General features: G+C 76.5%; 20 protein-coding genes. 15 read left to right on the top strand and 5 right to left on the bottom strand.

Annotated elements, in window-relative coordinates; genetic code table 11:
* Positions 1–7: 7 nt before the first annotated feature.
* Positions 8–1,249 carry an ArsB/NhaD family transporter gene (locus tag ACOQFB_RS10340; protein WP_421610523.1) on the bottom strand — a complete coding sequence of 414 codons (1,242 nt, stop codon included), beginning with the start codon at positions 1,247–1,249 and terminating at the stop codon, positions 8–10.
* An 88-nt stretch (positions 1,250–1,337) separates the two neighbouring features.
* On the opposite strand from ACOQFB_RS10340, the gene rtcA reads away from it, so the two are divergent.
* The gene (gene rtcA, locus ACOQFB_RS10335; protein ID WP_059438918.1) at positions 1,338–2,453 is read left to right on the top strand and encodes an RNA 3'-terminal phosphate cyclase; all 1,116 of its coding nucleotides are present in this window, start codon (positions 1,338–1,340) and stop codon (positions 2,451–2,453) included.
* Positions 2,454–2,459: 6 nt separating this feature from the next.
* Here rtcA and ACOQFB_RS10330 read toward each other — a convergent pair whose 3' ends face one another.
* Complete coding sequence (locus ACOQFB_RS10330; protein ID WP_059438917.1) at positions 2,460–3,404, bottom strand: magnesium transporter CorA family protein; 945 nt, start codon at positions 3,402–3,404, stop codon at positions 2,460–2,462.
* Positions 3,405–3,480: 76 nt separating this feature from the next.
* Between ACOQFB_RS10330 and ACOQFB_RS10325 the strand changes: the two genes are divergently transcribed.
* The 7 genes from ACOQFB_RS10325 (at position 3,481) to ACOQFB_RS10295 (ending at position 9,053) form a co-directional block, all read left to right on the top strand.
* Positions 3,481–3,882 carry a hypothetical protein gene (locus tag ACOQFB_RS10325; protein WP_421610524.1) on the top strand — a complete coding sequence of 134 codons (402 nt, stop codon included), beginning with the start codon at positions 3,481–3,483 and terminating at the stop codon, positions 3,880–3,882.
* A 54-nt stretch (positions 3,883–3,936) separates the two neighbouring features.
* On the top strand, positions 3,937–5,022 hold the full coding sequence (locus ACOQFB_RS10320) for an Mrp/NBP35 family ATP-binding protein (protein WP_059438915.1): 1,086 nt from the start codon (positions 3,937–3,939) through the stop codon (positions 5,020–5,022).
* A gap of 15 nt (positions 5,023–5,037) precedes the next feature.
* Complete coding sequence (locus ACOQFB_RS10315) at positions 5,038–5,529, top strand: hypothetical protein (protein ID WP_059438914.1); 492 nt, start codon at positions 5,038–5,040, stop codon at positions 5,527–5,529.
* Positions 5,526–5,870 (top strand): hypothetical protein, encoded by a 345-nt coding sequence (locus ACOQFB_RS10310; protein WP_059438913.1) that lies wholly within the window; start codon positions 5,526–5,528, stop codon positions 5,868–5,870. The genes ACOQFB_RS10315 and ACOQFB_RS10310 overlap by 4 nt, the downstream gene beginning before the upstream one ends.
* Before the next feature lie 79 nt (positions 5,871–5,949).
* Entirely contained in the window at positions 5,950–6,519 is a 570-nt protein-coding gene (locus tag ACOQFB_RS10305) for a protein-tyrosine phosphatase family protein (RefSeq protein WP_421610525.1), read from the top strand.
* 2 nt (positions 6,520–6,521) lie between these two features.
* A complete protein-coding gene (locus ACOQFB_RS10300; RefSeq protein ID WP_421610526.1) occupies positions 6,522–8,285 on the top strand; it encodes a hypothetical protein in 1,764 nt (587 codons plus the stop codon).
* 204 nt (positions 8,286–8,489) lie between these two features.
* Positions 8,490–9,053: an outer membrane beta-barrel protein gene (locus tag ACOQFB_RS10295; RefSeq protein ID WP_059438359.1), complete on the top strand. Its 564-nt coding sequence runs from the start codon at positions 8,490–8,492 to the stop codon at positions 9,051–9,053.
* A gap of 102 nt (positions 9,054–9,155) precedes the next feature.
* Here ACOQFB_RS10295 and ACOQFB_RS10290 read toward each other — a convergent pair whose 3' ends face one another.
* Complete coding sequence (locus tag ACOQFB_RS10290) at positions 9,156–11,273, bottom strand: ATP-binding protein (RefSeq protein WP_421610527.1); 2,118 nt, start codon at positions 11,271–11,273, stop codon at positions 9,156–9,158.
* A 213-nt stretch (positions 11,274–11,486) separates the two neighbouring features.
* On the opposite strand from ACOQFB_RS10290, the gene ACOQFB_RS10285 reads away from it, so the two are divergent.
* From ACOQFB_RS10285 to ACOQFB_RS10270, 4 genes are all read left to right on the top strand, one after another.
* Positions 11,487–12,344: a 3-hydroxyacyl-CoA dehydrogenase family protein gene (locus ACOQFB_RS10285; RefSeq protein ID WP_059438358.1), complete on the top strand. Its 858-nt coding sequence runs from the start codon at positions 11,487–11,489 to the stop codon at positions 12,342–12,344.
* Positions 12,345–12,356: 12 nt separating this feature from the next.
* Positions 12,357–13,139, top strand: coding sequence for an enoyl-CoA hydratase-related protein (locus tag ACOQFB_RS10280; protein ID WP_059438357.1), 783 nt, complete (start codon positions 12,357–12,359; stop codon positions 13,137–13,139).
* Between the two features lie 73 nt (positions 13,140–13,212).
* Positions 13,213–14,355, top strand: a complete 1,143-nt coding sequence (locus ACOQFB_RS10275) for an acyl-CoA dehydrogenase (protein ID WP_421610528.1) — start codon at positions 13,213–13,215, stop codon at positions 14,353–14,355.
* A gap of 80 nt (positions 14,356–14,435) precedes the next feature.
* Positions 14,436–15,596 carry an acyl-CoA dehydrogenase family protein gene (locus tag ACOQFB_RS10270; RefSeq protein WP_421610529.1) on the top strand — a complete coding sequence of 387 codons (1,161 nt, stop codon included), beginning with the start codon at positions 14,436–14,438 and terminating at the stop codon, positions 15,594–15,596.
* Positions 15,597–15,620: 24 nt separating this feature from the next.
* On the opposite strand, the gene ribA is transcribed toward ACOQFB_RS10270, so the two are convergent.
* Positions 15,621–16,295 carry a GTP cyclohydrolase II gene (gene ribA / locus ACOQFB_RS10265; RefSeq protein ID WP_082100273.1) on the bottom strand — a complete coding sequence of 225 codons (675 nt, stop codon included), beginning with the start codon at positions 16,293–16,295 and terminating at the stop codon, positions 15,621–15,623.
* 166 nt (positions 16,296–16,461) lie between these two features.
* Between ribA and ACOQFB_RS10260 the strand changes: the two genes are divergently transcribed.
* The 3 genes from ACOQFB_RS10260 (at position 16,462) to ACOQFB_RS10250 (ending at position 18,512) form a co-directional block, all read left to right on the top strand.
* Entirely contained in the window at positions 16,462–17,151 is a 690-nt protein-coding gene (locus tag ACOQFB_RS10260; RefSeq protein WP_421610530.1) for a helix-turn-helix domain-containing protein, read from the top strand.
* Positions 17,152–17,639: 488 nt separating this feature from the next.
* Positions 17,640–18,002 (top strand): NAD(+)--rifampin ADP-ribosyltransferase, encoded by a 363-nt coding sequence (gene arr, locus ACOQFB_RS10255; protein ID WP_494492579.1) that lies wholly within the window; start codon positions 17,640–17,642, stop codon positions 18,000–18,002.
* Positions 18,003–18,275: 273 nt separating this feature from the next.
* A complete protein-coding gene (locus ACOQFB_RS10250) occupies positions 18,276–18,512 on the top strand; it encodes a hypothetical protein (RefSeq protein ID WP_059438352.1) in 237 nt (78 codons plus the stop codon).
* Between the two features lie 17 nt (positions 18,513–18,529).
* On the opposite strand, the gene ACOQFB_RS10245 is transcribed toward ACOQFB_RS10250, so the two are convergent.
* Complete coding sequence (locus tag ACOQFB_RS10245; RefSeq protein WP_421610531.1) at positions 18,530–20,434, bottom strand: hypothetical protein; 1,905 nt, start codon at positions 20,432–20,434, stop codon at positions 18,530–18,532.
* Positions 20,435–20,597: the final 163 nt, after the last annotated feature.

The following is a 20,597-nucleotide window of genomic DNA, read 5'->3' as shown; positions in this document are numbered from 1 at the left end:
TTGACGCCTACCCGATCAGCCCCAGCCGGTGCTCCAGGAGCAGGATCCCGAGCCCGGCCGCGACCGTCGCCGCCGTGACCACCGCGCCGACGCGGAAGAACCGCCAGAAGCCGATGCGGCCGCGCGAGCCGGCCAGCTCCAGCACGATGACGTTCGCGACCGAGCCGACGATGGTCAGGTTGCCCGCCAGCGTGGCGCACAGCGCGGTCGCCAGCCAGAGCAGGGTGGGGTCGGTGAGGCGGGGGATCCACTCGCCGGCGAGGATCACGAACGGGACGTTCGAGACCACCTGCGACGCCGCGATCGAGAACAGCCCGAACACCGCCGACTGCCGCGCCGGGTCCGCCCCGAGGAGCGGGGCCACCGCCTGGTACATCCGCTCGGTCACGCCGGCGCGCCCGATGCCCGCCACCACCACGAACAGCCCCGCGAAGAACACGAGCAGCGGCCAGTCCACCCGCTGGAGCGCCTCGCGCGGCGCGCGCCCGGCGATGGCCATGCAGAGCGCCGCCGCGAACAGCGCGGTCCAGGCGAGCTCGAGGCCGAGCAGGAAGCCGGCCACCGCCAGCGCCAGCGCGCCGAGCGCCTTCGCGAGCAGCGCCCGGTCCACCTCGGGCGCCGCGGGGCGGCCGCCGGCGAGCGGGCCGCGGGGCAGCGCGCGGCGGAACAGCGCGTGGAGCAGCGCCGCGACCAGCAGGAGCGAGGCGAGCGCCGGCAGCGCCAGCGCGGCGGTGAAGTGCGCGTAGGAGATCCCGGACAGCGTCCCGACGATCATGTTCTGCGGGTTGCCGGTGAGCGTGGCCGCCGAGCCCGCGTTCGACCCGAACGCGACCGCCAGCAGGTACGGCAGCGGCGGCAGGTCCGCGTCGTCCACCATCCGGAGCACGAGCGGGGTCATCATCAGGCACACGGTGTCGTTCACCAGCAGCGCCGACAGCGCACCCGCGGTGAACACCACGCCCCAGAGGAGCGTCCGCGGCGTCCCGGCCGCGCGCAGCACCCTCCAGCTCGCCCAGCGGAAGAAGCCCGCCTCGCCCAGGTAGGCGGTCAGGACCATCATCCCGAGGAGCAGGCCGAGCGTCTCGCCGTTCACCGCCGCGCCGCCCTCCGCCGGCGTGAGCACGCCGAGGGCGACCATCAGCACCGCGCCGAGCAGGGCGGCCGCGGGGCGATCGAGCGACAGGTACGGGAAGCGGCCGGCGGCGACGGCCACGTAGGTGAGGGCGAAGACGGCGACGGCGGCGATCACCCGCGCCTTGTAGCACGCCCCGGGGAGGGGGCGCCCTGGGGGCCAACGCGCGCTTAACGCGGCCGCCCCGCCGGACTACATTGCGCCGATGCCGGCGGATCTTCCCATCGTGCTGGACGGCAGCGCCGGCGAGGGCGGGGGCCAGATCCTGCGCACCGCGCTCGCGCTGTCGGCGGTCACCGGGCGGCCGTTCACCATCGAGCGCATCCGCCAGCACCGGATCAAGCCGGGCCTGCGCCCGCAGCACCGCGAGGCGGCGCGCGCCACCGCGCGCATCGTGGAGGCGGAGCTCGCCGGGGACGAGGTCGGCTCGAGCGCGCTCGAGTTCCGGCCGCGCCACGCGCCGCGCGCGGGCGACTGGGCGTTCGACATCGGCACGGCCGGCTCGACGCCGCTCCTGTTCCAGACCGTGTGCTGGCCGCTCGCGCTGGCGGGCGCGCCGTCCACGCTCACGCTGCGCGGCGGCACGCACCAGGACCACGCGCCCACGTTCCACTACCTGGCGCTGGTGTGGGCGCCGGCGGTGGCGCGGCTCGGCTTCCGCTTCGGCCTGGAGCTGCAGGCGGCCGGGTTCTACCCGGAGGGCGGGGGCGAGATGACGGCCCGCATCGAGCCGGCGCACCCCATGCCACCGCTCGACCTGCGCCACCGCGGCACGCTGCAGGACGTCGAGGTGGTGTCGATGGTGGGCGGGCTCGGCTTCGAGGTCGCGGAGCGGCAGGCGGCGCGCGCGCTGCGCGGCCTGCGCGACGCGGGGATCTCCGCGGAGGCCGAGCGGGTGCCGGTGCCCTCGCGCGCCTCGCGCGGCGGGCACGTGCTGCTGGTTTCCACGTTCGAGCGGACCCGCGCCGGCCACGGCGCGGTCAGCGCGCGCGAGCGGACGCCGGAGGAGGTCGCGGACCTCGCGGTGGAGGGGCTCCGGGATCACCTCCGCGGCGGCGCCGCGGTGGACCTGCACCTCGGCGACCAGCTGCTCCTGCCGGCCGCGCTGGCGGCGGCCGGGATCCTGCCCGCCGCCCCCGGCGTCGTGCCGGTGACCCGCTACACCGTCGCCGCGGTCACGCGGCACCTCACCACCAACGCCGAGGTGGTCCGCAGGTTCCTCGACGTCGAGATCGCGGTGGAGGGGCGCGAGGACCAGGAGGGCGAGGTGCGGGTCCAGCCGCCCGGCGCCCGCGGCGAGGTCGTGCCCATCGGTCGGTGAGAAGGGCTACAGCCAGCGCTTGCGCCGGAACACCGCGTACATCGCGACCGGCATCGCCACCATCGACAGCAGCACCAGCGGCACCGCCACCCGCGGCGGCAGGATGTCGAGGTTCATGCCGAAGAACGTGCCGATGAAGTTGAGGGGCAGGAAGATGGTCGAGATGAGCGTGAGGCGCGTCATCACCGAGGAGAGCCGGTTGTTGGTGGACGAGAGGTAGGCGTCCATCGCCGAGGCGAGCAGGTCGCGCCCGGTGTCGATCTCCTCGGTGAGCCGCACCGCGTGGTCCACCACGTCGCGGAAGTAGATGGCGGTCTGGTCGCGCACCAGCGCCTGGCCCGGCCGCGCCAGCGTGGCGAACACCTCGCGCTGCGGGGCGAAGCGCTTGCGGAGCAGCACGTGCTGCCGCCGCGCGGTCAGGATCCGGTCGAGCAGCTCCTCGTCGCTCTCGCCGCGCCGCTCCGCGAGCACCGCCTCGGCCAGCTCCTCCACGTCCGCGGTGAGCGCGTCCACCAGCGTGAAGTGCGCGTCGGTGATGGCGTCGTGGACGAGGTACAGCGCGAAGTCCACGCCGCGCCCGAGCAGCTCCGGCTCGGAGGCGCACCGCTCGAACACCCGGTCCACCTCGGCGATGCGCGCGGAGTGCACCGTGACCAGCGCCTCGGCGGTGAGGAAGGCGTCCACCTCGTAGGTGACGAGCTCGGAGTCGTCCGGCGCGGGCGAGATGCGGTGGACCACCGTGAACAGGTTGTCCGAGTACTGCTCCAGCTTGACCCGCTGGTCCTCGTGGGCCGCGTCCTCGAGCGCGAGCGGGTGGAACCGGAACCGCGCCGCCAGGAACGCCATGTTCTCCGGGGTGGGGGCGAGGTCGATCCACACCGGCGCGCCGGGCCCGGCCAGCTCCTCGCCGCCGGACCGCACCTGCCCGCCCTCGAACCGGAGCACCCGCATCCCCGGAGCGTATCACCGGGGGCCGCCCCGGCGTGGCGCCGTGGCGCGACGCAGGCCGGGGTGGTATCGGTCGGCGGTGCGCCGCCGCCGGATCGCCCCGCTGTGCCTCTGCGCCGCGCTCGCCTGCGCCGGGCCGGGGGCCCGCGCCCCGGCGCCGCCCCCGGCCGGCCTCGACGAGGCGGCCGCCCGCGAGGTGCTGCGGCGCTTCTCCGACGCGCTCGGCGAGCGGCGCTGGCCGGACGCGCTCGCGCTCCTGTCGGCGCGCTGGCAGGGGGCCTACACCCCGGCGCGCCTCGCCACCGACGCCGCCGGCGCCGGGCCGGCCGGGAAGGAGGCGGCCGAGCGCGTGCGCGCGCTGCTCGGCCAGGGGGCGTCGCTGCGAGACGTGGGGGGCGCCCGCGTGCTGGACGTGGGCGGGGGACGGCGCGCGGTGCTGGTCGCCGAGGGCGGGCGGTGGCGGGTGGACGCGCTGGAGTGAGCGGCGCCCCGTGGAGATTGAGAAGGCGGGGGCGCCCCGCTATAAAGGCCGACCATGCCGCTCGACAACGCCGCCGCGCTCGAAGCCCTGAAGAAGGTCATGGACCCGGAGCTGCACCGGGACCTCGTCTCCCTCGGGATGGTCAAGGATCTCGTGGTCGAGGGCGACGCCGTGCGCCTCAAGGTGGAGCTCACCACCCCGGCCTGCCCGCTCAAGGACACCATCGGCCGCGACGTGGAGGGCGCGCTGCGGCGCGCCGGCTTCGCGCGCGTCGAGATCCACTGGGGCGCGCAGGTCCGCTCCGCGCCGGGCGTGGCGCAGTCGTCGCTCACCCCGGGCGTGAAGAACATCGTGCTGGTCGGCGCGGGCAAGGGCGGCGTGGGCAAGAGCACCGTCGCCATCAACCTCGCGGTGGGCCTCGCCCGCCAGGGCGCCAAGGTCGGCATCCTCGACGCGGACATCTACGGACCGTCGGTGCCCATCCTCACCGGCCTCGACCAGAAGCCCACCTCGCGCGACGGGCAGAAGCTCGATCCGCTCGAGGCGCACGGCATCAAGGTCATGTCGATCGGCTTCCTGATCGACCCCGAGCAGGCGCTGATCTGGCGCGGGCCGATGGTCACCGGCGCGCTGGTGCAGCTGCTGCGGGACGTGAACTGGGGCGAGCTGGACTACCTCGTGCTCGACCTGCCGCCGGGCACCGGCGACGTCCCGCTCACGCTCGCCCAGAACGTGCGCGCGGCCGGCGTGGTGCTGGTCTCGACGCCGCAGGACGTGGCGCTCGCCGACGTCATCCGCGCGAAGCTCATGTTCGACAAGGTCTCCATCCCGGTGCTCGGCCTGGTGGAGAACATGTCCGCGTTCGTGTGCCCGCACTGCCGGCACGAGACGGCCATCTTCGACAAGGGCGGCGCGCAGGCCGCGGCGGAGAAGATGGGCGTGCGCTTCCTGGGCGCGGTGCCGATCGACCTCGCCATCCGCGAGGGCGGCGACAAGGGCGTCCCGGTGGTCGCGGGCGCGCCCGACAGCCCGCAGGCCGAGGCGTTCCTGAGCGTGGCACGCAACGTGGCCGGCGCGGTCAGCACGCAGGTGCTGAAGGCGCCGCGCCTGCCGGTCATCGGCGCGCAGCCGCGCGCCTGACGCGAGGAGGGCGCCGTGGAGGGGCGGCCGCCGTTCGACGACGACGAGGTGCCGGCGGGCGAGCCGGACGACGCGCTCGAGGACGCCGGGCTGGAGCCGGACGTCGCGGCCGGCCCGGGCGTGCGGGGGCTCATCCCCGACACCGTCAAGAAGGCGCTGCTCGCCGGCGTGGGCGCGCTCTTCATGACCGAGGAGGGCGCCCGGCGCCTGGCGCGCGACTGGAAGCTGCCGAAGGACGTCATCGCGTTCATCGGGCAGCAGGCGCAGGGCGCCAAGGGCGAGGTCCTGCGGGTGTTCTCCGACGAGGTCCGCCGCTTCCTCGAGTCGGAGGCGGTCCGGCGCGAGTTCCTGAAGGCGCTCTCCTCCATGGCCATCGAGGTGAAGGCGGAGATCCGCCTGAAGCCCGCGGCCGACGGCGGGACGCCGCGGCCGGAGGTGAAGGCCGAGGTGAAGGCGCGGCGCCCCGGGCCGGCGCGCGGACGCCGGCCGAGGAAGGACCGGGCGTGACGCGGAGGCCGCTCCTGCGGCTGCTCCTCCTCGCCGGCGCGATCGGCGTCGGCGCGCTCCTGTTCCGGGCGGCGCCGCGCGACGTGGAGCTGGTCTACGACGTGCGCGGCATCCCGGGCGCGACCGGCCTCGAGGTCGAGGTGCGGCGCGGCGCCGAGCTCATGCGCCGGGCGGAGCTGCGGGTGCCGGCCGGGCAGGCGCTGGTGCACCACCCGGTCCGGCTCCCCGACGGCGCCTACCGGCTCGACATCCGCGTCGAGTCCCCCGAGGGCGCGGTGGCGATCGAGCGGCCGCTCGAGGTCCGCGAGGCCGGGACGGTGGTCCTGCCGCTCGGCCGCTGAGCGCGCGCGCCGGCGGGCGCCGGCCGCTGCCGGGGCTCGCGCCCGTGCCGCGGCGCGCCGGCGGGTGCAACGTTCCGGGGTGATCGACCTTCACTTCGTCGCGCCCGGCCTGGCGGTGGGGGCCTGCTTCCCGGCGGAGGCCGCGCTGCGGCTCGCCCGCGAGCACGGGATCCAGCGGGTGCTGGACGTCCGCGGCGAGGCCTGCGACGACGCCGAGGCGCTGGGCGCGTGCGGGATCCGGCTGCTGCACCTGCCCACCCGCGACACGTGCGCGGTGCCGCAGGAGCGGCTGCGCGAGGGCGTGGCCTTCGCGTGCGAGGGGCTGGCGCGGGGCGAGCGCGTGCTCGTGCACTGCCAGTACGGCATCGGCCGCAGCGCGCTGGTGGCGCTGTGCGTGCTGGTGGCCCGGGGCGTCCCGCCGCTCGAGGCGCTGGCGCAGGCGAAGGACGCCCGGCCGGTGATCTCGCCCAGCCCCGAGCAGCTGGAGGCGTTCGTGGCGTTCGCCGCGCACGTGCGCGGCGAGGCCGGGGCGGCCTGGCCGGTGCCGACGCTGGAGGCGCTCGGGGCCATCGCCTGGCGCCACCTCCACGACGGGCGCGGGGCGGGGCCGACGGCGGAGGCGGCGCGGCAGGCGTCGACGCAGGCCTGAGCGTGCGCTGGTTCGGCGACCGGGAGCGCGAGGCGGAGCCCGGCGCGGCGCTCGCCGCGCTCCGGACGCGCCTGGACGGCGCGGCGGCCGCGGCGCCCGGGGCGGAGCGCCACGGCCTGCTCGCGGGCGCGCTGGTGGAGGCCTCCGCGCTCGCGCAGGGGCTGGCGGACGTCGAGCGCGAGGCGGCGGGCGCCGACGACGGTGGCCCGGTCGATCGCGCCGCGCTGGGCGTGCTGGCGGCGCTGGCGCGCGCGCTGTGGGCCTCCTGGCGCGCCGGCGGGCGCGCCGCGCCGCCCGGGCCGGAGTTGCTCGCGCCGCTGGAGCGGCTGCGGCTCCCCGACGCCGTCCGCCTGCGCAGGGCGGAGGGGCACGCGCTCTACGCGGTGTACCCGGAGTGCCATGCCGCCGCCGCGCGGCCGCTGGCGGGCTCCGACGCGGTGGTCCTCGGGATCCGCTCGATCGGGCCCGGCCTCGCCGCGGCGGTGGCCGCGGGCGCGGGCCTGGCCACGCCGCTCGCCACGGTGCGCCCCGTCGGCCCGCCGTTCCGGCGCGAGGTGCGCCTCGGCCCCGCGCTCGCGGCCCGCCTCGCGGCCGCGCGGCGCGGCGTGTTCGCGATCGCGGACGAGGGGCCGGGGCGGTCGGGGAGCAGCCTCGCCGCCGCGGTCGCCGCGCTGGAGGCGCTCGGCGTCCCCGCGGAGCGGGTGCACCTGTTCCCCAGCCACGCCGGCGGGCCGGGCCCGGAGGCCGGGGCGGAGATCCTCGACCGCTGGGCGCGCGCGCCGCGCCACCACGTGCCGTTCGAGGCGCTCCTGCTCGCGGACCACCCGCTGGCCCTTCACCGCGCGGCCGAGGACGCGGTCGGGCCGGCCGACGCGCCGCCGGCCGACCTCTCCGCGGGCGCGTGGCGGCGCCACGCGTTCGCGCCGGGGGAGCGGGGCGGGTGGCCGCCGTCGCAGGGGTGGCGGGAGCGGCGGAAGTACCTGCTGCGCGCGGGCGGGCGCGCCTGGCTGGCGCGGTTCGCGGGGCTGGGCGAGGCCGGGGAGGCGGCCCTCGCGCGCGCCCGGGCGCTGGCGGGCGCGGGGCTGGGGCCCGCGCCGGCGGCCCTGCGCCACGGCTTCCTGTTCCTGCCCTGGCTGGAGGACGCGGTGCCGCTGCCGGCGGCGCGCCCGCCGCCGCCGCGACCGGTGCTCCTCGACGCGGTGGGGCGGCACCTCGCGTTCGTGGCGCGGGCGTTCCCCGCCGCGCCGGAGGACGGCGCCGGGCCGGGGGCGCTGCTCGAGGCGGCCCGCGCGAACGCGCTCGAGGCGCTCGGGGGCGAGGCGCGGCGCGGGCTGGAGGCGGCGGCGGCGCGGCTGCCGGAGGTGGCGCGGGCGGCGCGGCCGGTCGCGGTGGACGGGACCGCCGACGCCTGGGACTGGCTGGTGTGCCGCGAGGGCGCGCTGGTGAAGGCGGACGCGCTCGACCACCACGCGGACCACGGCCTGGCCGGCTGCCAGGACGCGCTCTGGGACGTCGCCGGCGCCGAGCTCGCGCTCGGCCTCGCGCCGTCCGAGGGCCAGGCGCTGGCGGAGCGGGTGCGGGCCGCTGCGCCGGGCGCGCCGCCGGGGCTGCTGCCGTTCTACCGGGTGTGCCGCGCGGCGCTGGAGCTGGCGCGCTGGTCGCTCGCCGCGGACGACGGCGCGCTCGACGCGGAGGAGCGGGTGCGGCGGAACGGCGCGCGCGCCGGCGCCGAGGCCGCGCTCCGGCGCGCGCTCGCCGGCGCCTGATCGCGCGCGCGGAGCCGGCCTGTTCAGCGCGCCGACAGGGCGCTGTCCGTCCCCCGACGCGTCGGGCGGCTCTGGCGCCGGAGATCGCGGCATTCCGCGCGGATCCGGCTCGGCGCGACGGATGCAATGTGGGAGGACGCGCCGGCGCGGCCCGCCCACGGAGGGCCCGGCCCGGCCAGCGTCTCTCAAGGAAGGAAGATCACCATGAAGAAGCTGCTCATCGTCGTCGCCGCCCTCGTCGGCATCGCAGGCACCGCGCAGGCGCAGGAGCCCACGCGCCGGTTCGAGATCTCGCCGTACGCCGGCGCCTACCTGGGCCTGGGCGACCAGCGCGACACGCTCAAGGACGCGTTCCTGCTCGGCCTCAAGCTCAAGTACGACGTCCACCCGTACGTCGCCGTGGTCGGCTCGTTCGCGTGGTCGCCCACCGAGGCGAAGCAGTACGGCGACGCCAAGCTCGACCTGTTCCAGTACGACGTCGGCCTGCAGGGCCAGTACCCCATCGCGATCACGGCCGACTGGACGCTGAAGCCGTTCGTCGGCGTCGGCCTCGGCGCCCGCACCTACGAGTTCCGCGATCTGAACGTGGACTCCGAGACCGACTTCGTCTGGTACAGCGAGCTCGGCGCGAACGTGGAGCGCGGCCCGATCGTCGTCGGCGTCACCGCCCGCGACACCATGAGCGCGTACGACGGCCTCGCCGGCGAGCGCGACTCGACCACCCGGATCGACCTCCAGCTGGCCGGTCACGTCGGCGTGCGCTTCTAGCCACGGCTCAGGCGGCGGCGCATTCCCCCCCGCGCCGCAGCCCGGCGCCCGCGCGTTCCAGGGAGCGCGCGGGCGCCGTCTTTTCTCCCTGGCCCCTGGGGCTCACGGGGCGTCGAGCTCGCGCCCGCCGGGCGCGGCCGCGGCGGCGGGGAGGGTGACGCGGAAGCGCGTGCCCCAGCCGACGCGCGACCGGACCCGGATCTCCCCGCCGTGCGCCTCCACGATCCCCTTCGCGATGGCGAGCCCGATCCCGAGCGCGCCGCCCTCGCGGCGCGGGGCGCGGTCGTCGCGGACCTGGTACAGGCGCTCGAAGATGAGCGCCTGGTGCTCCTCCGGGATGCCGGGCCCGCGGTCGGTGACCGAGACGGCCACCCGGTCCCCGACCGCCGCGGCCGCGAGGTGGATGGCCGAGCCCTCCGGCGCGTAGCGCTCGGCGTTCCCGAGCAGGTTGACGAGCACCTGCAGCACGCGCTCGCGCTGGCCCAGCGCGGCGGGCGTCCCCCGCGCCACCCGCGCCCGGACCCGCAGCCCGCGCTCTGCGAAGCGCGGCGCGAGCGCCACCACCGCCTGCGTGATCACGTCCACGAGCGGGAAGGGCGCGAACGGCTCGGCCGGCCGCGCCAGCTCGTGGCGGGACAGCTCCAGCAGCTCCTCGATGAAGGCGCGCAGCCGCCGGCCGCTGCTCGCCACCACCTGCAGCGCCGTCCGCTGGCGCGGCGCGAGCGGGCCCAGCTTGTCGGCCAGCAGCAGGTCGGCGTACCCGAGCACGGTGACGAGCGGCGTGCGCAGCTCGTGCGAGACGTTGGCGAGGAAGTTGTCCTTCCGCCGGTCCGCCGCCTCCAGCGCCGCGACCGCCCGGCGCAGCTCGGCGGTGCGGCGCTCCACCTCGCTCTCCAGCCGGGCGCGCTCGTCGCGGAGCGCGCCCACCAGGCGCGCCTTGTCGAGCGCGATGGAGGCCTGGAGCGCGAACGCGTCGATGGCCTCGGGGTCGCTGCGCCGGACCCGCGGCGCCGCCACCACCAGCGCCGCCGCGGCGCGCCCCTCGCGCAGGAGCGGCGCCAGGATCACCCGCCGGATGGCGACGAGCCGCGCCAGCCGCCGGACGTGGAGCGGCGTCGCGGCGCCGAGCAGCCCGGCGGCGGCGCGGCGCGGGCGATCGGTGTGCACGGTCCGGCGCTCCGCCAGGCAGCGCCGGAGCAGCGGCGCCTCCATCGGATCCACCCGGACCTCCGCGAGCGGCGTCCCGAGCGCGTGGTCCAGCGCGCGCCGGAGCGGCAGCGGGAAGGACAGGAACCGCCACGCGAGCGCGGGCGGGCCGTCCGGCGCGGGCGCGAGCACGCCGCAGTGGAAGCCGAGCCGCGCGAGCTCGCGCGCCAGCACGCCGTACACCGCCTCCTCGTCGGTCTCGACGCTGAGGTGCGCGCCGGCGAGGTGCAGCGCCGCGAGCAGCTCGCGCGCCTCCCGCTGCTCGGCCAGCGCGCGCCGCTCCCGGCTCACGTCGCGGGCGATGAGGTGGAGCACCGGGCGCCCGTCCAGCTCGATGCGCGCGCTGGTGAGCGCCACCGGCACCGGCTCGCCGCGGCGGCGCCGCAGCCGGGCGTCGTCCACCGAGGCCGTGGCGGCCGCCGACAGCGTCTCCAGCAGCGCGCCCGCGTCGAGCGCCGGGTGCTCGAGGAGCCGCCCGAGCGTGAGGCGGCGCAGCTCCTGGCGGCCCCAGCCGGTGAGCTGGGACAGCCGCTGGTTCGCCTCCAGCAGCCGCCCGGTCTCCGCGTCGAGGACCAGGATCGGCTCGCCCGCGGCCTCCTGGTAGACGCGGTACGCGGCGCGCCGCCCGGCCGCCTCGCGGCGGTAGCTCTCGCCCGCCAGCCGGCCCGCCGCCAGCCGCGCCACCGCGTCGAGCGCGCGCAGCTCGCCCGCGTCGAGCCGGCCGGCCGCGACCAGGCGCAGGAGGACCGCCTCGCCGGGCCCGGCCTGGAGGCGGAAGAACACCGACGTCGCGGCCGGCGGCTGGCCGTGGTCCGGCCAGAGCGCGCGCGCCAGCGCCGCCTCGCAGGGCGCGGTCAGCCGGAACGCCCGGGGCGCGGCGAGGAGCGGCGCCGCCGCCAGGTGCCCCGGCGCGGCGGCGAGGAGGGCGGCGATCCGACCCCGAAGGGTTCGGGAGGAGAGGGCAGGTCCCTCGACCGCCAGCGTGACCGCCTCGGCGTCCTTCCCAGCCGCCACGGCCACGAGCTGGGCCAGGGGAACCCCGGCGGCCCGAGCCGCGTCCCGCGCGATCTCCCGGTGGATCCTGAGCATGAAAGCGGCGCGCACCCCGGTTGGGATCTCGCGCTCGGCGCCGGATCGTCACACGCTCGAACGTTCGCTGACAAGCCCGGCATGGTCGCGCCGCGACGGCGCAGGACCGCCGGACCACACCCGAGCGACGGAGGGAGCATGGGCAGCGGGATCGAGCGGCTGGCGGTGGTGGGCGCGGGGCAGATGGGCTCGGGCATCGCGCAGGTGGCGGCCCAGGCCGGGCTCTCGGTGCAGGTGGCGGACGCCACGCCCGAGCTGGCCCGGCGCGCGGTGGAGCGGCTCGGCGCGGCGCTGGCGAAGCTGGTGGAGAAGGGGAAGCTCCAGGCGGCCGAGCGCGAGGCGGTGCTGGGCCGGATCCGCGCGGTGGACCGGATCGAGGACTGCGCCGGCGCCGACCTCGCCATCGAGGCGGTGGTGGAGCAGGAGGCGGTGAAGGCCGACCTCTTCCGCCGGCTCGACGCGGTGCTGGCGCCGGGGGCCATCCTCGCGTCCAACACCAGCTCGATCTCGATCACCAAGCTCGCCGCCGGGACGCGCCGCCCGGATCGGTTCGTGGGGATGCACTTCATGAACCCGCCGCCGGTCATGCAGCTCATCGAGGTCATCCGCGGCCTGCAGACCTCGGACGAGACCTACCAGGCGGTGATGGCGCTCGCGAAGCGCTTCGGGAAGACCACCGTCACGTCCAAGGACTCGCCCGGCTTCATCGTGAACCGGATCCTGATCCCGCTCCTCAACGAGGCCTGCTTCGCGCTGCAGGAGGGGCTCGCCTCGCCAGAGGACATCGACACCGCGGTGAAGCTCGGCCTGAACCACCCCATGGGCCCGCTCACCCTGGCCGACTTCATCGGCCTCGACACCTGCCTGTTCATCGCCGAGGTGCTCCACCGCGAGCTGGGCGACGACAAGTACCGGCCCGCGCCGCTGCTGCGGAACTACGTGGCGGCGGGCTGGAACGGCCGCAAGAGCGGGCGCGGCTTCTACACCTACGGCTAGCGCGAGGACGCCATGGCCTACGAGAACGTGCTCTGGGAGGTGGCCGACGGGATCGGCACCCTCACCGTGAACCGCCCGAAGCAGCTCAACGCGCTCGACCAGCGCACGCTGCAGGAGCTGGGCGCGGCGCTGGACGAGGCCGCCCGGGATCCGGCGGTGCGCGCGGTGGTGGTGACCGGCGCCGGCGAGAAGGCGTTCGTGGCCGGCGCCGACATCGCCGCCATGGCGGTGATGGGGCCGTCGGAGGCGCGGGAGTTCGCGGCGCTCGGCCACCGGGTGTTCGCGCAGCTCGAGGCGCTGCCGGTGGTGACGATCGCGGCGGTGAACGGGTTCGCGCTGGGCGGCGGCTGCGAGCTGACGCTGGCGTGCGACCTCGTCTACGCGAGCGAGCGGGCGAAGTTCGGCCAGCCCGAGGTGAACCTCGGGCTCATCCCGGGGTTCGGCGGCACCCAGCGGCTCACGCGGCGGGTGGGGCTGATGCGCGCGAAGGAGCTCGTGCTCACCGGCGAGAGCGTGGACGCCGCCGCCGCCAGGGCCATCGGCCTGGCGCTCGACGTCGTGGCGCCGGCGGCGCTGCTCGAGCACGCGCGGGCCAGGGCGCGGGCGGTGGCCTCGCGCGGCCCCGCGGCCGTGGCCCAGGCGAAGAAGGTGATGCAGCAGGGCGCCGACCTGGCGCTCTCCGAGGCGAACGCGCTCGAGCGGCAGGGGTTCGCGGCGCTGTTCGGCGGCGAGGACGCGAAGGAGGGCATGCGCGCGTTCCTGGAGAAGCGGCCGGCGCAGTGGAGCGGGCGTTGACCGACCGTTGACGCGGGGCGCCGTGGCCTGAGACGCTGCGCGCCGAGGCTGCACCTTCCAGAAAGGACGTTCCATGGACATCCAGCTCACCGAGGAGCAGCGCCAGGTCCGTGATCTCTGCCGGGAGTTCGCCGATCGCGAGCTCAGGCCCAACGCGCGGCGCTGGGACCGCGACCACGAGTTCCCCGCCGCCGCCGTGAAGCAGCTCGGCGAGATGGGGCTCATGGGCGTGGCCGTGCCGGCGGAGTGGGGCGGGGCCGGGATGGACAACGTGTCCTACGCGCTGGCGATGGAGGAGATCTCCCGCGGCTGCGCCGGCACCGGCGTCATCATGAGCGTGTCGAACTCGCTCTACTGCGACCCGGTGCTGAAGTACGGCACCGACGCGCAGCGGAAGGAGTTCCTGGAGCCGTTCGCGCGCGGCGAGAAGCTCGGCTGCTTCGCGCTCACCGAGCCCATGAGCGGCTCGGACGCGGCCGAGATGCGCACCGTGGCGGTCCGGCGCGGCGACGAGTACGTGCTCGACGGGACCAAGAACTTCATCACCAACGGGCCGCAGGCGGACGTGGCGCTCGTGTTCGCCATGACCGACAAGGCGAAGCGGCACAAGGGCATCAGCGCGTTCCTGGTGCCGACCGACGCGCGCGGGTTCAGCCGCGGCAAGCCGGACGAGAAGGTGGGCATCCGCGCCTCCGGCTCCTGCTCGCTGTTCTTCGAGGGCTGCGCCATCCCGGCGCGCTGCCGGCTCGGCGAGGAGGGCGACGGCTTCAAGATCGCCATGGGCACGCTCGACGGCGGCCGGATCGGCATCGCCGGCCAGGCGCTCGGTATCGCGGTGGCGGCGTTCGAGGAGGCGGTCGCCTACGCGAAGGAGCGCAAGGCGTTCGGCCAGCCCATCACCCAGTTCCAGGCCATCCAGTTCATGCTCGCCGACATGGCCACCGAGATCGACGCTGCCCGGCTGCTCGTGCTCCGCGCCGCCGCCGCCAAGGACCGCGGCGTGCGCCACAGCGCCGAGAGCGCCATGGCGAAGCTCTTCGCCTCCGAGATGAGCGAGCGCGTCACCTCCAAGGCGATCCAGATCCACGGCGGCTATGGGTACGTGAAGGAGTTCGACGTGGAGCGCCACTGGCGCGACAGCCGCATCACCGAGATCTACGAGGGCACCAGCGAGATCCAGCGGCTCGTGATCTCCGCCTCGGTGCTGAAGGGCTAGCCGCCCGCACCCCGACCGAGCGCGCCGCCGGCAGCCCGCCCGCCGCGGGCGCGCCGGGCGGAGCCACATCCGGACCCTGCATGGACTTCGAGCTCGACGACACCCAGCGTGCGATCCAGGACACGGCGCGCGCGTTCGCCCGCGAGCGGGTCGCGCCGGCCGCGGCCGAGAACGACCGGCTGCGGCGCTTCCCGGCGGACCTGATCCGCGGGCTGGGCGAGCTGGGGCTGCTCGCGGTGAACGTCCCCGCCGCCTACGGCGGCTCGGAGGCCGGCGCGGTGGCGTACGCGCTCGCGATCATGGAGATCGCCGCGGCCGACTGCGCCACCGCCGTGACCATGGCGGTCACGAACATGGTGGGCGAGCTCGTCGCGCGCTTCGGCACCGAGGAGCAGAAGCGGCGGCACCTGCCGCGGCTCGCCGCCGCCGAGGTGCTGGCCGGCGCGTTCGCGCTCTCCGAGCCGCAGGCCGGCAGCGACGCGGCGGCCATGCGCACGCGGGCGGTCCGCCGCGGGGACCGCTGGGTGATCGACGGCGCCAAGCAGTGGATCACGAGCGGCGACGTGGCCGGGGTCCTGGTGGTCTGGGCGCGCACCGGGCCGGCCGACGGCGGCGGGGGCGGGGTGACGGCGTTCCTGGTCGAGCAGGGCACCCCCGGGATGCAGGTGGGCCGGCACGAGGACAAGCTCGGGATCCGGGCCAGCTCCACCGTGGCGCTCTCGTTCGACGGGTGCGAGGTCCCGGACTCGGCGCGGCTCGGCGAGGTGGGCCAGGGGCTGCGGGTGGCGTTCGCGGCCCTGGACGGCGGGCGCATCGGCATCGCCTCGCAGGCGACCGGCACCATCCGCGCCGCGCTCGACGCGAGCGTGCGCTACGCGCGCGACCGGCAGGCGTTCGGGGTCCCGATCGCCGAGCACCAGGCGGTCGCGTTCATGCTCGCGGACATGGCGGTGGAGCACGACACGGCGCGGCTGCTGGCGCTCCGCGCGGCGGCGCTCAAGGAGGCCGGGCGGCCGTTCACGCGCGAGGCGTCGATGGCGAAGCTGTGGGCCTCGGAGGCCGCGCAGCGCGCGGTGGGCCGCGCGGTGCAGATCCACGGCGGGGTCGGCTACACCGAGGACTTCCCGGTGGCGCGCTACTTCCGCGACGCGCGGGTGCAGACGATCTACGAGGGCACGAGCGAGATCCAGCGGCTGGTGATCGCGCGCGAGCTCCTGAAGGACGGGACGTCGCGCGGCTAGCTCGCCGCGCCGCCGGGCGGGAGATCAGGCGGTGCGCGCGGCGCCGTCGTCGTCGGTCTGGATGAGGTGCCCGGTCCGCTCGCGCTTCACCCGCAGGTACTCCACGTTGAACGGGTTGGCCGGGGAGGGCAGCTGGATCCGGCCGCGCACCGGGACGCCGGCCTCGGCCAGCCCGGAGAGCTTCTGCGGGTTGTTGGTGATGAGCTCCACCGAGCGGACGCCCAGCAGCCGGAGCATCTCGGCGGCGACGTCGTACCGGCGCAGGTCGTCGGGGAACCCGAGCAGCCGGTTCGCCTCGTAGGTGTCGTGCCCCTGGGCCTGGAGGGCGTAGGCGCGGATCTTGTTGCCGAGCCCGATGCCGCGGCCTTCCTGGCGCAGGTACAGGAGCGCGCCGCGGCCGCGCGCCGCGATGAGGTCGAGCGCGCGGTCGAGCTGGGCGCGGCAGTCGCACTTCAGCGAGCCGAGCACCTCGCTCGTGAGGCACTCCGAGTGGACGCGCACCGCGACCGCCTCGCCGGCCACGTCGCCCATCACCATCGCGACGTGCTCGACGCCGCTGCGGCGCTCGCGGAACACCACCGCGCGGAACAGGCCCCGCGCCGTGGGCAGCGGGGCGTCCGCGTACAGCTCGACGGTCGTGGAAGTCGCCTCGTGGGCCCCGCGCGCCTTGCGGCCGGCGACCGCCACCAGGTTGCTCATCTCGGATGCTCCTCAGGGTCGCGCCGAAACGGTGCGCCAGCGGGGGTGCACTTAATGGCCGGCGGCGACCCCGGTCAAGGCGAACGCGCTCCCGAAATCGGGGTGCGGCAGGTGCGCGGGTGAGCGCATTGACATCGTCGATTCGCGCGGTTAGGTGACTCGCGCCATGAGTGCCGACCTCTCGTCAGGGGACCTCGCCCGAGCGACGGGGAACACCGTCCGGACCATCCGCTTCTACGAGGAAGAGGGCCTGCTGCGCCCGGCGGAGATCAGCGACGGGGGGCACCGGCGGTACACCGAGGACGAGCTGGAGCGGCTGCGGCTCATCACCGACCTGAGGGAGCTGGGCCTGGCGCTGGGCGAGATCCGCACGCTGCTGGAGCTGCGCAGCGGCTGCGTCACCGCGGCCGAGTTCGCCATCCGGTTCCAGCAGGTGCTCGCCGGCCACCTGGAGCAGGCGCAGCGCCGGCTCGAGCGGATGCGGCGGGTGAAGAAGGAGCTGCTCGACGCGCTGGCGAGCATCCAGGAGCGGCTGTCGTCGGAGGGCGCCGAGCAGTGCCCGTGCGCCGTGGCCGAGGCCGCGCGGGCGCCGCGCATCGTGAAGGTCCTCGCGCGGCAGGAGGGGTGCTGCAAGCACCCCGAGCACCACCACGCGCACGACGCCGCCGTGGACGGGACCGCGCGGCCGCTCGGCGCCGGGGACGCCCGCGACGCCCGCGACGCCCGCGACGCCCGCGACGCCCGCGACGCCCATGTCCCGCTGCCCGGGCTGGCCGTCGCGGCGCACCCTCAGCACGACGATCCCGCCGCCGATCCGCTGCTCCGTCCCGCCGCCAAGCGCGGCGCCGATCTCTGACGGCTCCGCGCTCCGGTCCCGTTCGATGCCCGGCGCTTCCGCGCCGGGCAGGGGCGCGATGATCCTCATGGCTTCCAAGCTCCACGGCGTCGCGCCCACCGGGTGTGAGGCGACGCCGCGGCCGCCGACCCGGTCCCGCGTCTAGTTACCATAATCCATATTATCGGACGTCCTGCGGGGATCGCGGGATTCGCTGGATCCGCTGGGCTGCAGGCGCTTCGCTGATGCTGCGGGTTCCTGGCCAGGATATCGGGCAAGTCCGCAATCCCGATCGACTTCGCGTGCGTCCGTGCGAACCACCGCCTAGGATCGGGAGTTCCATGTCATCCCCCGCCGACACGAGCGAGCCCACCGACAGCCCGCGCCCGTTCGTGGTCCTGCATCAGTGTCCGGCCTGCAACGGACAGGGACAGACGGCGGCGGCGCAGGCCTGCGGCGCATGCCGCGCCACGGGAGTTGCCACGTTTCTCCACGGCACGAAGGCCGACTTGAAGCCCGGCGACCTCATCGAGCCAGGTCGCGCGGCCAACTTTGGTGACGTCGGCCGCACGGCGAACCACGTGTACTTCGCGGGCACGCTCGATGCGGCGACCTGGGGCGCAGAGTTGGCGCGCGGCGACGGTCGTGGCCGGATCTTCGTCGTCGAGCCCACGGGGCCTTTCGAGGACGATCCGAACCTGACCAACAAGAAGTTCCCCGGGAATCCCACACGCTCGTATCGGTCGAGAGCCCCCCTCCGCATCGTTGGTGAGCTCGCGACCTGGCGCGGGCACTCACCCGAGCAGATCGAGGCGATGAAGGACGGTCTCGTGGCGCTGAACCGGGGCGGCGCCGCGATCATCGACGATTGAGCCGCACCCGTCCGCCGGCCGTCCCGATCGGCTCAGTCTCGGCCGTCCTGCGGGGATCGGACTCGCGCGGACTCCGGCGTGTTTCCATGTGGCCGTGTGGCGCCCTGGTCGCCGGACGAAGATGCGATCGTCTTCGGCTGCCCATTCGATTTCCAGCCTGGGCCGATCCCCAGCCAGCGCCGGACGTCCGCCGGGGGACGGTCGCTTCGCGCGGTTGCCACCCCGCGCCCGCCGCCTCACCTTCGAGCCGACCCCGACCGGAGGACGACCGCCATGGCGAAGCTCTCGAGGACCTCGTGGATCCCGCCGCTCGAGCGGCCGCGCCGGCAGCTGGCGCTCGCCCGCATCGGCACCGCGCTCGCGGCCACCAGCGTCGGCGCGCTGGCGCTCGGCGCTGTCGCGGTCGGCGCGCTGGTGATCCGGCGGCTCGCGGTGAAGCGCGCGCGGATCCACCGGCTGGAGATCGACGAGCTGATCGTGAACGGCCGGCCCTTCCAGCCGCAGGCCTGATCACGTCCGCGGCACCTTCAGTCCACCGACGCCGATGCGGCCGGCTCGATCCGCACCGGCCCGGGCTGCCCGTCCGACCCCCAGGGCCCGTCGGGCCCGGCCGCGCCGTTCGGGCCGCTCGGGCCGTCGGACCCGCCGGACAGGCGGTAGTTCCGGTTGCGCTCCGAGCACATCGAGGCGGGGCGCCCGCCCGCGCCCCCGTCGCCACCCCGCCCGCCCGCGCCGCCCCGGCCGCCGCGTCCCCCGCGGCCGCCCTCGCTCACCGCGATCTGGCCCGCGAGCGCGAGCGTGTCGGCGAGGAGCGCGCGCGGCGCGCGGACGGCGACGTGCACCGCGCCGCCGCGGCCGCCGGGCTGGCCGGCGCCGCCCGCGTCCCCGTCCTCGCCCGGCCCGCCGGGACCGCCGGAGGTCCCGGCGGAGTCGCCCAGGCACGAGGCGTCCTGGCCGCGCGTGCCGGGGGTGCCGTCCTGGCCCGGGCTGCCGGCGCGGCCCGCCCACCCGGAGGCCCCGCGGGTCACCACGCGGAACGCCGCCGCGTCGGCGCGCTCGAGCACCGCCAGGCGTCGCCCGCCGGGGAACGTCGCGGCGATCACCAGCCGGTCGGCGTCCACGCGCTCGAGCTCCACGGCCACGTCCGGACCGGGCGCCCCGGGTTTCGGGCCCTCCAGCACCCACGCGCCGGGCCGCTCGAACCGCACCGGCCAGCTCACGGTCCCGGCGAGCGCGCCGCCGGCCCGGACCGGCACCTCGAGCCGGGAGCCGCTCCGGGCGAGCGCGGCCAGCGCCGGGAGCCCCGGGCGCTCGAGCACCACCAGGTCGGCGCCGCGCAGCGCCGCGTACGGTGAGTCCACCGCGAGCGCGGCGGGATCGAGGCACGGCGTGGGATCCAGGGGGCGCCCGGGGGCGCACGGGCGGATGGGGCGCGAGAGGCCCGCGACCTCGACCGTGAGCGCAGCGGCGAGGTGCACCGGCGGGAGCACCCCGGGCCTGCCGCCGTCGTCCAGGGCGAGCAGCGTCGCGGCGCCGTCCGCGGGCGACTGCCGCGCCAGGATCGTCGCCGCCGGGATCCGGTCCGCCTGGAGCGCCGCGCGGAGCGGCCGGTGGTCCTGCGGCGAGATCCGGTACGCGCCGTCGCGGAGCACGGCCGCCTCGACCTCGGCCGCCCGGGCCTTCACCTCGGGGAACGGCGACGCGGCGATCCGTACCTGCACCAGGGCGCGCTCCGCCCCGGCGCGCGCGCCCGGATCCCGCAGCCGGCGCGCGAGGAGCCGCAGCGCGGCCTCGTCCTGCGACCCGGCCAGCGCCGCGAGCCGGGCCGGGTCCACGGGCCGGCCCTGCCACTCGCCCTCCTCGGCCTCGAGCGCCGCCGCGAGGGCCTCGGCCCGCGGGCGCGCCACCGGGCCGAGCCGATCGCCCGCCAGCAGCGGCCGCAGCTCGGTCCGCACGGACGCGCGGACCTGCCGCGAGCCGGCCAGGTCCGGCGCGCGCTCGAGGGCGATCCGGTGCAGCGCCTCCAGCTGCGCCTGGAGCGCCGCGTCCCGCTCGACCTCGGGCGACTCGACGAGGTCCGCCTCGGCGCCCAGGATCCGGTCCACCAGGTCGGAGGCGCGGTCGCCGGGCATGGCCGGCAGCAGCGCCTCCACGCAGTCGGCCCACCGCGGCGCGGGCACCGTGCCGGCGCGGAGCGCGGCCACGAGCGCGCCGGGCGTCCGCCGGGACCTGCGCACGTCCTCCGGGACCGCGCCGCCGCGGGCGCACACCCGTCCGTCGGCGCCGGGCTGGCCGAGGTACGCGACGAGCGCCTCCGGGGATCCGGTCTCGGCGAGGCCGGCGGCGGTCATGGGGAGCTTCGATCCGGCGCACGCCGCCAGCAGCAAGGCGAGCGGCGCCGCGCGCACGGCGGACGCGGCGGACGGCCTCATGGTGAACCCTCCTCCCCCTGAGTACCCTGCCCGGCCCCCGGAAGTTAACCTGGAGTGCGGTACGGCCCCGCGAGGGAGCACGGGGGCAGCCCCGCGGCCGAGCGACGCAGGCGCGCTCCCGGCGGCGCCTCCCGCCCCTGCCCGGCGCTAGAGTGGCGCGCGC

Source organism: Anaeromyxobacter sp. Red801 (assembly GCF_049201065.2).
Classification (GTDB): Bacteria; Myxococcota; Myxococcia; order Myxococcales; family Anaeromyxobacteraceae; genus Anaeromyxobacter.
Note: the sequence above shows the minus strand (reverse complement) of the source record. Positions and strands in the feature narration are given on the sequence as shown.

What these genes read in the sequence shown, in the direction of transcription:
- ACOQFB_RS10260 (WP_421610530.1), top strand. Translation starts at nt 16,462, where the DNA reads ATGAGTGCCGACCTCTCGTCAGGGGACCTCGCCCGAGCGACGGGGAAC.
- ribA (WP_082100273.1), bottom strand. Translation starts at nt 16,295, where the DNA reads ATGAGCAACCTGGTGGCGGTCGCCGGCCGCAAGGCGCGCGGGGCCCAC.
- ACOQFB_RS10295 (WP_059438359.1), top strand. Translation starts at nt 8,490, where the DNA reads ATGAAGAAGCTGCTCATCGTCGTCGCCGCCCTCGTCGGCATCGCAGGC.
- ACOQFB_RS10250 (WP_059438352.1), top strand. Translation starts at nt 18,276, where the DNA reads ATGGCGAAGCTCTCGAGGACCTCGTGGATCCCGCCGCTCGAGCGGCCG.
- ACOQFB_RS10270 (WP_421610529.1), top strand. Translation starts at nt 14,436, where the DNA reads ATGGACTTCGAGCTCGACGACACCCAGCGTGCGATCCAGGACACGGCG.
- ACOQFB_RS10275 (WP_421610528.1), top strand. Translation starts at nt 13,213, where the DNA reads ATGGACATCCAGCTCACCGAGGAGCAGCGCCAGGTCCGTGATCTCTGC.
- ACOQFB_RS10245 (WP_421610531.1), bottom strand. Translation starts at nt 20,434, where the DNA reads ATGAGGCCGTCCGCCGCGTCCGCCGTGCGCGCGGCGCCGCTCGCCTTG.
- ACOQFB_RS10320 (WP_059438915.1), top strand. Translation starts at nt 3,937, where the DNA reads ATGCCGCTCGACAACGCCGCCGCGCTCGAAGCCCTGAAGAAGGTCATG.
- ACOQFB_RS10280 (WP_059438357.1), top strand. Translation starts at nt 12,357, where the DNA reads ATGGCCTACGAGAACGTGCTCTGGGAGGTGGCCGACGGGATCGGCACC.
- ACOQFB_RS10330 (WP_059438917.1), bottom strand. Translation starts at nt 3,404, where the DNA reads ATGCGGGTGCTCCGGTTCGAGGGCGGGCAGGTGCGGTCCGGCGGCGAG.
- rtcA (WP_059438918.1), top strand. Translation starts at nt 1,338, where the DNA reads ATGCCGGCGGATCTTCCCATCGTGCTGGACGGCAGCGCCGGCGAGGGC.
- ACOQFB_RS10285 (WP_059438358.1), top strand. Translation starts at nt 11,487, where the DNA reads ATGGGCAGCGGGATCGAGCGGCTGGCGGTGGTGGGCGCGGGGCAGATG.